Source organism: Streptomyces milbemycinicus (assembly GCF_002154605.1).
In the GTDB taxonomy this organism is placed as follows: Bacteria; Actinomycetota; Actinomycetes; order Streptomycetales; family Streptomycetaceae; genus Streptomyces; species Streptomyces milbemycinicus.
On the sequence record NZ_MUNE01000553.1, the window covers coordinates 1 to 9,761 of the forward strand.

Annotated in this window: 9 protein-coding genes and 1 pseudogene; 6 read left to right on the plus strand and 4 right to left on the minus strand. The window is 71.1% G+C overall.

The genetic code is table 11. The features are described 5' to 3' along the window. The 3 genes from CCN51_RS60270 to CCN51_RS37785 all read right to left on the minus strand — a co-directional run. On the minus strand, positions 1–144 hold a 144-nt coding region (locus CCN51_RS60270; protein WP_425444787.1), incomplete at its 3' end, for a helix-turn-helix domain-containing protein. Between the two features lie 132 nt (positions 145–276). Beyond that, on the minus strand, positions 277–1,335 hold the full coding sequence (locus tag CCN51_RS37780) for a PadR family transcriptional regulator (RefSeq protein WP_014176515.1): 1,059 nt from the start codon (positions 1,333–1,335) through the stop codon (positions 277–279). Beyond that, on the minus strand, positions 1,335–2,219 hold the full coding sequence (locus CCN51_RS37785; protein WP_014176514.1) for a DUF4097 family beta strand repeat-containing protein: 885 nt from the start codon (positions 2,217–2,219) through the stop codon (positions 1,335–1,337). Before CCN51_RS37785 ends, CCN51_RS37780 begins: the two co-directional genes overlap by 1 nt. 279 nt (positions 2,220–2,498) lie before the next feature. On the opposite strand from CCN51_RS37785, the gene CCN51_RS37790 reads away from it, so the two are divergent. The 3 genes from CCN51_RS37790 to CCN51_RS37800 are packed head-to-tail and all read left to right on the plus strand — an operon-like array spanning position 2,499 to position 6,767. Next, positions 2,499–5,324, plus strand: coding sequence for an AMP-binding protein (locus tag CCN51_RS37790; RefSeq protein WP_043486807.1), 2,826 nt, complete (start codon positions 2,499–2,501; stop codon positions 5,322–5,324). A 56-nt stretch (positions 5,325–5,380) separates the two neighbouring features. Continuing rightward, complete coding sequence (locus CCN51_RS37795) at positions 5,381–6,325, plus strand: NAD-dependent epimerase/dehydratase family protein (protein ID WP_014176512.1); 945 nt, start codon at positions 5,381–5,383, stop codon at positions 6,323–6,325. Between the two features lie 43 nt (positions 6,326–6,368). Beyond that, positions 6,369–6,767 (plus strand): nuclear transport factor 2 family protein, encoded by a 399-nt coding sequence (locus tag CCN51_RS37800; RefSeq protein ID WP_014176511.1) that lies wholly within the window; start codon positions 6,369–6,371, stop codon positions 6,765–6,767. A gap of 75 nt (positions 6,768–6,842) precedes the next feature. On the opposite strand, the gene CCN51_RS37805 is transcribed toward CCN51_RS37800, so the two are convergent. Then, positions 6,843–7,463, minus strand: coding sequence for a malonic semialdehyde reductase (locus tag CCN51_RS37805; RefSeq protein ID WP_014176510.1), 621 nt, complete (start codon positions 7,461–7,463; stop codon positions 6,843–6,845). 138 nt (positions 7,464–7,601) lie between these two features. On the opposite strand from CCN51_RS37805, the gene CCN51_RS59405 reads away from it, so the two are divergent. The 3 genes and pseudogenes from CCN51_RS59405 to CCN51_RS37820 all read left to right on the plus strand — a co-directional run. Then, positions 7,602–8,330, plus strand: coding sequence for a TetR/AcrR family transcriptional regulator (locus tag CCN51_RS59405; protein WP_014176509.1), 729 nt, complete (start codon positions 7,602–7,604; stop codon positions 8,328–8,330). A 23-nt stretch (positions 8,331–8,353) separates the two neighbouring features. Beyond that, positions 8,354–9,169, plus strand: a complete 816-nt coding sequence (locus CCN51_RS37815) for an AfsR/SARP family transcriptional regulator (protein ID WP_014176508.1) — start codon at positions 8,354–8,356, stop codon at positions 9,167–9,169. A gap of 35 nt (positions 9,170–9,204) precedes the next feature. Continuing rightward, positions 9,205–9,761: pseudogene (locus tag CCN51_RS37820) on the plus strand (AAA family ATPase); the annotation flags it as partial.

The window sequence follows — 9,761 nt, forward strand, 5'->3', positions numbered from 1 at the left end:
GCCGACCGCGCCCAGCGGGGCGGCCCGCCAGGCGAAGTAGCTGGGCCAGCGGGACTCGACGTCGTAGCCGAGCGCCGCGGCCTCCTCGTACGCCTGCGGGGCGAAGTAGAGGCTGGCGTGCACCGGCTCCAGCTGGTGCCACATGCGGCGGGCGAGGGCTTGGTACTGCGTCACTTTTACCTCTTCGGATGAGACTCGGGCGAGAACCTGGCGAGGCGGCGGAAGTGGGGGGAAGCCGAGGGCGAAGGATAGCCAGCGCATGGGGAGGGCGGGGGCCTATTCCTTCGCCTGCCCCCGCAGCAGCGCCGTGATCTGCGCCGCGGTCGCCGCGAGCCGCCGCCGGGCCTCGGCCGCGTGGGCGGCGCTCACGCCGTGGTCGCGGGCCGTGTCGCGGATGTCGTCGCGGAAGCGGTCCAGGAGCCGGTCCAGATCGCGGGCGGGGTCGCGGGACGGGGTGAAGTCCCGGGCCCACTCGGGCTCCTGCCCGGCCGCCTTGGGCTCGTGTCCCGCAGCCTTGGGCTCGTGCCCGGCCGCCTTGGGCGCGTCCGCGCGCTCGACGACGTACTCCGGCTCGGCGTGCTCCGTGGCCCCCGCGCCCTGCCGTGAGATACGCCCTATGCCGCGCGACACCTCGGCCAGCCCCTCGCGTACGGCGCTCTGCCAGTCGCCCGTCCTCAGGTGTTCCTGCGTCTGCTCCTGCAGCCGCCGGGCCATCCGCTGGACCTCCTCGCGCGCCAGGTCCTGGGCGTCCTTCGCCTGCTGCCGGGCGCGCTGGGCGTCCTGCCGGGCGCGGCGGCTCTCCTCCTTGGCCCGGCGCGCCTGCTCCTTCCACTCGTCCTTGGCGCGCCGCATCTCCTCCTTCGCCAGCCGCCACGCCTCCTTGTCCCCCCACGGGCCCTCCCACGGCCCGCGCTTCCCGCCCTTCGTGTCGGAAGTGTTGCCTGAGGTACGGGCCTGCTGCGCCGCTTCGCGCATCTCGCGCCGCAGATCGCTGGCGGAGCCGCGTACGTCCTCCCGGATCTCGGCGGCGAGCTCGGCGACGGACTCGCGGATCTCGACCTCCAGGTCGGCCAGCTCGCCGCCGCGGTCGGCCAGTTCGGCACGGCCGGCGTCGGTGATGGAGTAGACCTTGCGGCCGCCCTCGGTGGTGTGCGTGACCAGCCCCTCGGCCTCCAGCTTGGCCAGGCGGGGGTACACGGTGCCGGCGGAGGGCGCGTACAGGCCCTGGAAGCGCTCCTCCAGCAGGCGGATGACCTCGTAGCCGTGGCGCGGCGCCTCGTCGAGCAGCTTGAGGAGGTAGAGCCGCAGCCGGCCGTGGGCGAATACGGGGGCCATCAGAGGACCTTTCCTTCGGGGCGGTCAGGGCCGGGCGACGGGCGCGTCGGCGCGTCCTCTTCGGTGGGCGGGCGGCGCAGCAGCGCTATCGCGCCCGTGACGGTGGTGGCCTTGAGCCGGCCGCTGCCCGCGCCGAGCCGCCCCGAGACGCGCTTGGCCCCCCATTGGCCGGTGACCCGCAGATCCTCGAAGGCGTTGGAGACGGCTCCGCTCGTGGTGTGCGCCTCGACCTCGGCGTCGGCGGGGTGCGGCAGCCGGATCGCGATCTCGCCGGACACGGTGTTGAGGGCGATGTCCGCGCCGCCCGAGGTGGTCGTGGCGGCGAGGTCGAGCACGATGTCGCCGCTGACCGTGTCCGCGTGGACGGACTGGCCCGAGCCCTCGATGACGGTCAGGTCGCCGTTGACGGAGTTGAAGCGCAGCCGCCCGGTGACGGCCTGGGCCTCGACCCGCCCCGAGACGGTGTCGGCGTGGACCGGGCCGGTCAGCCCGAGCAGGGTGATGTCGCCGGTGACGCCGTGCACATCGGTGCGGCCGGTGAGCCCGGAGACGACGGCTCCGGCGCCGATGGCGCCGACCGAGGCGCTGGTGTCGGTGGGGACGGCGAGGGTGAGATGGACCGTACGGTTCCAGCCCTTGTGATCGAGCCACTTGCGCCAGCCCTTCCATGGCACGTCGTCGTATCCGACCTTCAGCGTGCCGTCCTCGTGGGTGACGGTCAGCGGCGGGCCGTCGATCTCCGTGAGCTCCAGGCGGGCGGGGCCGGTGTCGGTCCCGACGACGTTGACGGTGCCGCCCACGACGCGCACCTGAAGGGTGGATACGAGGTCGTCGAAGGTGAGCTTCTGTGGTTCGGTCAACGACCACTTGGACTGGCCTGACATCCCTGGCCTCCCCTGGCTGGGCGCTGGCGGGACCCCTGACCGGACCCCGCGGCAGACGCGACGCAACATATCGCGTCTTCTAGTAGACACGATATATCGCGGATCCGAGGAGTCAAGCGGTGACCCCAGGGGTGCCGGGGTGGCTGATTCGGTGCGGGCGGCGGCCGGCCGGGATTCGCTAGAGCGCCGCTAGAGCCTGACTGGAGAGTCATGGAGTGCGAATGTTCGAGGCTGTTACCTTCAGGGCCTCGGAATCGGGGGGGAAGGGTCAAATGGGTCATGTCGAGACAGTCCTTGAAATACTCAACGCCCGAAGATGCCCAGGAACTGCGTTCCGTGGCCCAGCTGCTGGTCAGGGCAGCGGTGGAGTACCCCTATTCGGGGGTAGGCTACTTGCCCGACGGTGCGGAGGGCGAATCCATACGCCAGCCCTATACGCCCTATGCTGAACTTCTCGATTCCGCGCTCCGATTGCTCACCGGCCTGCGGTCCCGCGGGCTGAGGGCCGGCGACAAGGTCGCGCTGCTACTGGATGACCAGCGGGAATTCCTCTCCGTTTTCTGGGCCTGTCTGCTCGGCGGGTTCGTCCCCTGCCCCATGGCGCCGGTGCCGGGCGACCCCGCCCGCTGGGCCGCGCAGCTCGCCCATGTCGACCGGCTGCTCGACCGTCCGCTGCTGGTCACCACCGAGGCGACGCGCGCCGAGCTGCCCGATGTGCCGGGGCTCGCCGTGGCGCCGGTGGAAGGGCTCGGCGGCGGTGAACCCGCGCCGGACATCCACCGGGCCGCGCCGGAAGAGCTCGCCCTGCTGGTGCTGACTTCCGGCTCCACCGGAAATTCCAAAGCCGTGATGCTCTCCCATGGAAACCTTCTGGCATCCATGGCGGGGAAGTCGGACAAGCAGCGGCTCACCGCCGCCGACACCACCTTCAACTGGATTTCCTACGACCATGTCGCGGCGCTTCTGGAAGCGCATCTGCTGCCGCTCTACGTGGGCGCGAACCAATTGCACGCCCCGGCCTCCGTCATCCTCGAGGAGCCGCACCGGTTCCTGCGCATCATCTCCCGCCACAAGGTGACGATGACCTTCACCCCGAATTTCCTCCTCGGCCCGCTTAATTCCGCGGCCCATGAATTCGCAGAGGGGGCGGCGTCGGGCGGGGAGGACGGGGAAGACGGGGAGCGGCTTGATCTGAGCGCGCTGCGCCACATCGTGAGCGGCGGCGAGGCCAATGTCGTCGCCACCGGTGAGGCGTTTCTCGCCAACTACGCCCCGTACGGACTGCGGCGGTCCGCCCTGTGGCCCGCTTTCGGCATGACCGAGACCTGCGCCGGCAGCATCTACAACCGCGACTTCCCGGACGCCGACGCGGGCCAGGAGTTCGCCAACCTCGGCACGCCCGTCAAGGCGCTGACCATCCGGGTGGCCGACGACGAGCATCGCGCGCTGCCCGCGGGCGAGGTGGGGGAGTTGCAGCTCAGCGGCCCGATGATCACGACGGGCTACTACAACAACGAGGAGGCCACCCGCGAGGCCTTCACCCCCGACGGCTGGTTCCGCAGCGGCGATCTGGGCCGTATCGACGACGGCCGGCTCACCCTGGTCGGGCGCAGCAAGGACAGCATCATCGTCAATGGCGTCAACTACTTCAGCCATGAGATGGAGGCGGCGCTCGAGCAGCTGGACGGCGTGGCCGGCGGCTATGTCGCGGCCTTCCCGACCCGGCGGCCGGGCAGCGACACCGAGCAGCTGGTGATCGCGGTCGGCCCCGAGGTGGCGGAGGGCGACGAGGCGGGCCTGTACCGGCTGCTCACCGCCGTGCGCTCGACCGTGGTGATGCACTGGGGGTTCCGGCCCTCCCTCGTCCTGCCGCTGCCCAAGGAGGCGTTCCCCAAGACCAGCCTGGGCAAGACGCTGCGCCAGCGGATGCGCATCCGCCTGGAGTCCGGCGGCTTCGACGACGTCATCGCGCACGTCGCCGAGCTGACCACCCGCAGACTCGGCGGATACACCGCGCCGGAGGGCGAGACCGAGCGGGTGCTCGCCGAGATCTACGCCGAGATGTTCGACATGGCCCCGGACGAGGTCAGCGTCACCGCGAGCTTCTTCGACCTCGGCGGCACCTCGCTGGACATCCTGCGGCTGCGCCGCCAGGTCGGCCGCCGCCTGGGCGTCGTGGACCTGCCGATCATCACCGTGCTCACCGCCCCCTCGGTGCGCGCCCTCGCGACCCGGCTCGGCGAGGGCGGTTCGGCGGCGGTCGCGGCGTACGACCCGGTGGTCCCGCTGCAGGCCGCCGGCGACAAGACGCCGCTGTTCTGTGTGCACCCGGGCGTCGGGGAGGTCCTGGTCTTCGTCAACCTCGCCAAGTACTTCGTCGGCGACCGGCCCTTCTACGCGCTGCGCGCCAGGGGGTTCAACGAGGGCGAGCGGCCCTTCGCGAGCTTCGAGGAGATGGTCGCCACGTATGTCGGGGCCATCCGCGCCACCCAGCCCCATGGCCCGTACGCAGTCGCCGGCTACTCGTACGGCGGCGCCGTGGCCTTCGAGATCGCCAAGGAACTGGAGGCGCAGGGCGAGCGCGTCGACTTCGTCGGGAGCTTCAACCTCCCGCCGCATATCAAGTCCCGCATGGACGAACTGGACTTCATCGAGACCGCGACCAACCTCGCGTTCTTCCTCGACCTGATCAACAAGAAGCAGTCCCTCGACCTCCCCGGGCAGCTGCGCGGGCTGCCCAAGGAGGAGCAACTGGCGCACTTCCTCACGATCGCCCCGCCCGGCCGGCTGGCCGAGCTCGATCTGGACCTGGACAAGTTCACGGCCTGGGCCGAGCTCGCCAACGGGCTCACCGACCTCGGCCGCAGCTACACGCCCACCGGCACCACCCGTTCGATGACGGTCTTCTACGCCATCCCGCTGCGCGGCACCAAGGAGGACTGGCTCAACAACGAGCTGCGCAGGTGGGACGAGCACACCACCGAGGCCAACCGCTATATCGACGTGCCCGGCGAGCACTACACCCTGATGGGGCCCCAGCACGTCGCGACCTTCCAGGCCATTCTGCGCAGGGAGCTCGACCGCGCGCTGGGCGACGGCGAGTGACGAGCGGCGGCGAGTAACGAGCGCGCGAGTAGCGCCGGCAAGAGGAGAAGAGCACGTTGAAAGGCAAGAAGATCCTGGTCACGGGCGGCAGCGGACAGGTCGGCCGCCCGGTGGCCGAGGCGCTGGCCGAGCACAACGAGGTCTGGTGTCTGGGCCGGTTCGCCACCCCGGGCGTCGAGGAGGAGCTGAGAGCCCGCGGGATCAGGACGTACCACTGGGACATGAACGACCTCGGCGGCGCCGCGTACGACGGACTCCCCGACGACTTCACCCACGTCATCCACTCGGCGGTGCGGCGCGGCGAGGACGGTGACTTCAACGCCGCGGTCGAGGTCAACTCCGTCGCCTGCGGGCGGCTGATGACCCACTGCCGCGGCGCGGAGGCGTTTTTGTACGTCTCCACCGGCGCGCTCTACAAGCGGCAGACCCTGGACCACCCGTACGCCGAGGACGACCCGGTCGACGGGGTCGCCGACTGGCTGCCCGCCTACCCCGTGGGCAAGATCGCCGCCGAAGGCGCCGTACGGGCCTTCGCGAGCGTGCTGAACCTGCCCACCACCATCGCCCGGCTCAACATCGCGTACGGGCCCGGGGGCTACGGCGGGGTGCCGATGCTCTACTTCAAGCGGATGCTGGCCGGTGAGCCGATACCGGTGCCGCTGGAGGGCCAGAACTGGTGCTCGCTGCTGCACACCGACGACCTGGTCAGCCAGGTGCCCAAGCTGTGGGCCGCCGCGTCCGTGCCCGCCACGCTGGTCAACTGGGGCGGTGACGAACCGGTGGGCATGACGGACTGCGTGCGCTACCTCGAAGAGCTCACCGGCGTCGAGGCCAAGCTGGTGCCCAGCGAGGTCACCCGGGAGACCTACCAGTTCGACCCCGCGCGGCGCCTGGAGCTCACCGGCCCCTGCCGGGTGCCGTGGCGCGAGGGCGTACGGCAGACCCTCGAGGCGCTGTACCCCGACCACGTCAAGCCGCGCCCGGACGCGTCCGCCACCTGAACCGAGAAGACACCGAGAAGACACCGAGGAGATGCGAACAACCGTGGCGTCACAGAACATCGAGGCCATCAGGGCGTGCTACGCGGGCTTCCGCGACCGGGACGTCGAGGGGATCCTCTCGGGGATGCACCCGGACGTGGAGTGGGTGCACCCGGACGGGATGGCCAAGTACGGCCTCGGCGGCACCAAGCTGGGCCATGCCGGGATCAAGGAATTCCTGGCTCATGTCCCGACCGTGCTCGGCGGGATGAAGCTCAGCCCTCAGGAGTTCATCGAGCAGGGGGACCGGGTCATCGTCCTGGGCACCCGCGAGGTGACCTCGCGCACCGGCACCACCGCGACCTTGAACTTCGTCCACTCCTGGACGATGCGGGACGGCAGGGCGACGAGGATGGAGGACATCTTCGACACCGTCGCGTTCCATGAGCTGATCGAGAGCTGAGTTCCGGGAATCAGCAGGGCGACCGCCTGTGCCCCGCCGTCGGGGCACAGGCGGTCCGTATCTGAGGCGGCTCGCTCACACCGTGGTGACGACCTCGTCGTACTCCAGGCGCGGCAGCCGGCCCATCCAGGCGTCGGGTCCCGGCCTGCCGATGTTGACGACGCACACCGCCCGGTGCCGGCCGTCCTCGAAGAACTCCTTGGACACGGCCTCCTGGTCGAAGCCGATCATCGGCCCGGCGGCAAGCCCCGCCGCACGCACGCCCAGGATGAAGTAGCCCACCTGCAGCGCGGTGTTGAACCGCGCGGAGGCCTCGCGGACGTTCGGCTCCGCGAAGATGTCCTGCGGGTTCTCCATGAACGGCACCAGCTTGGGCAGCTCCTCGTGGAAGTCCAGGTCAGCGGCGAGAACCGCGACCAGCGGCGCCTTCCCCGTCTTCTCCTGGTTGCGCCCCGTCATATGGGACACGAGGCGGTCGCGGGCCTCCTTGGAACGCGCCAGGACCACGCGCAGCGGCTGCTGGTTCATCGAGGTGGGGGCGAACTTGACCAGTTCATAGATGGCGCGGACCTGTTCGTCCGTGACCGGCTCGTCGGTGAACGTGTTGGCCGTACGGGCCTCCAGGAACAGCTGGTTCTGCGCCTCGGGCGCCAGGGTGAGGGGGCGCAGGGCGTCGCTGTTCTCCGGTGCGCTCATGGAGCTCTCTCCTCGTGGGGCGTGGGCCGTAATTATTTGGACTGGACCGACTAGTCCAGTGAAGTGATGGAAGGCTAGACTCGCAAGTCCACCCGGGGCAAGTGCGCATCGGAGTCGATGAGTCAGGAGGACGGAGCCTTGCGGACGGACAGCGCGCCGCGGCCACGCGGCGCCGTGGGCCGGCCGGCGGGCCCACAGCCCGCCAAGCGGCAGGCCATATTGGAGGCGGCCGTCGCCGTCTTCCTGCGCGAGGGTTACACCCGGGCGAGCGTGGACGTCATAGCCGACGAGGCCCGGGTGTCCAAGCAGACCGTCTACAACCATTTCGGGGACAAGCAGCGGCTGTTCCTCGCGGCCGTCGAGGGCGAACGGGAGCGCGTGGCCGCCCGCTTCACCTCCGGCCTCACCGCCGGCCTCACCCCTGAGCTCACTCCAGAGCTCACTCCTGAGCTCGCCGACGAAGCCAGGGGCGAGGGCGAACCCGGAGGCGAGGGCGCGGCAGACGCCGGGACGGCCCTGGTCTCCTTCGGCCACCGGGTGCTCCAGGTGCTGCTCGACGAGCGCGCCTCCGCACTGCGCCGCCTGGTCATCTCCGAGGTGGCCCGCCATCCCTCGCTCCGCCCGGCCTGCGCGGACGGCGAGCCCCAGCAGCTCGTGACACACCTCGTCGACCTGCTCACCCACCGCACCGCGCGCGGCGAGCTGAGCGTCGACGACCCGGCCACCGTCGCCCGCCAGTTCGTCGCCCTGCTCGTCCAGCAGGGCCTGCACCAGTCGATGTACGGCACCCGCCCGCTCCCCGGGCACGAAGCCGCGGTCATCTGCGAGAGGGCCGCCGACCTGTTCGTACGCGCGTACCGCAGGTGATGTGTGAGGAGGTGGCTCCACCCATGCATGTGAGCGTCCTCGGACCGCTGACGCTGCGCCACGGCGACCAGTCGGCGGTGCCCAGCGCGATGAAGCCGCGCAAGGTCCTGTCCCTGCTGCTGCTCAACGACGGCCGGATGGTGCCCGTACAGTCCCTGATGACCGAGCTGTGGGGCGAGCGGCCGCCGCGCACCGGGCTGACCACGCTCCAGACGTACGTCCTGCACCTGCGCAAGCTGCTCACCCAGGCGCTCGGCGTCCCGTCGGCCGCGGTCGCCCGGGACGTCCTGCAGACCAGGCCCGGCGGCTACGCCATGGCGCTGCGCTACGGCCAGCTCGACGTCCACCGCTACCGCGACCGCGTAGCCGAGGGCGAGCACGCGCTGGAGGCAGGCGACGAGCGGGCCGCCGATACGGCCTTCCGGCAGGCCCTGTCCGTCTGGCAGGGCCCGGCCCTGGTCGACGTCGCGCCGCACGGACGCCCCCTGCAGGCCGAGGTCGCCCGGCTCGAACAGTCCCGGCTCACGGTCACCGAGCGCAGCATCGAGACCCGGCTGCGGCTCGGCGGCCACCAGGAGGCGCTGAGCGACCTGGCCTCGCTCGTCGTCGAGCACCGCTTCCACGAGGGCATGCACGGCCACTACATGCTCGCCCTCCACCGCTCCGGCCAGCGCACCCGCGCCCTCGCGGTCTACCAGCGGCTGCGCCTGGCCATGACGGAGGAGCTGGGAATCGAGCCGTCGGCGAAGCTGCAGCGCCTCCAGCAGGCGGTGCTGGCGTCCGACCCGCGGCTGGACTACGAGGCGGGGGCGCCGGGGCGGGGCCCGGTGGTGGCGTGACAGATGGTTGCGTAACGGGAACGGGTGGTGTCGCGGTGAGCGGCGAGCCGATCCCCGTGCTGTGGCTGTGCGGCCCGCCGGGGGTGGGGAAGTCCGAGGTCGGCTGGGAGATCTACGCCGAGCTCGGGCGGGCCGGTGTCGCGGCCGGCTATGTGGACGTCGACCAGGTGGGCATCTGCTACCCCGAACCGGCGTCGGACCCGGGCCGCCACCTGATGCAGGCGCGGAACGTCGGTGCGGTGGTGGCCGGTTACCGGGCGGCGGGCGCACGGTGTGTCGTCGTGTCCGGTGTGGTCGACACCGCTCGTGGTGTGCACGTCGACCGGATCGCCGACCAAATCCCGGGCGCCGCGCTGACCGTATGCCGGCTGCGGGTCGGCCAGGACGAGCTGAGGCGGCGGCTGCTGGGGCGTACGGGGTCGACCGTGGTCATGGCGGACGCGCCGCGGGACGCCGAGGCCATGGACGCGAGCGGCATCGGCGACGTGTGCGTGGACACCAGCGGGCTGTCGGTGACCGAGGTGGCGCGGCGGGTCCGGGAGCGCGCCGGCGGATGGCCGTCCCCGGCCGCCCCCGCCACCGACCCTCTTCC

Bases quoted from the DNA above. Each gene is read 5' to 3' on its own strand.
- CCN51_RS37780 (WP_014176515.1), bottom strand. From the start codon at position 1,335: ATGGCCCCCGTATTCGCCCACGGCCGGCTGCGGCTCTACCTCCTCAAG.
- CCN51_RS37785 (WP_014176514.1), bottom strand. From the start codon at position 2,219: ATGTCAGGCCAGTCCAAGTGGTCGTTGACCGAACCACAGAAGCTCACC.
- CCN51_RS37790 (WP_043486807.1), top strand. From the start codon at position 2,499: ATGTCGAGACAGTCCTTGAAATACTCAACGCCCGAAGATGCCCAGGAA.
- CCN51_RS37805 (WP_014176510.1), bottom strand. From the start codon at position 7,463: ATGAGCGCACCGGAGAACAGCGACGCCCTGCGCCCCCTCACCCTGGCG.
- CCN51_RS37815 (WP_014176508.1), top strand. From the start codon at position 8,354: ATGCATGTGAGCGTCCTCGGACCGCTGACGCTGCGCCACGGCGACCAG.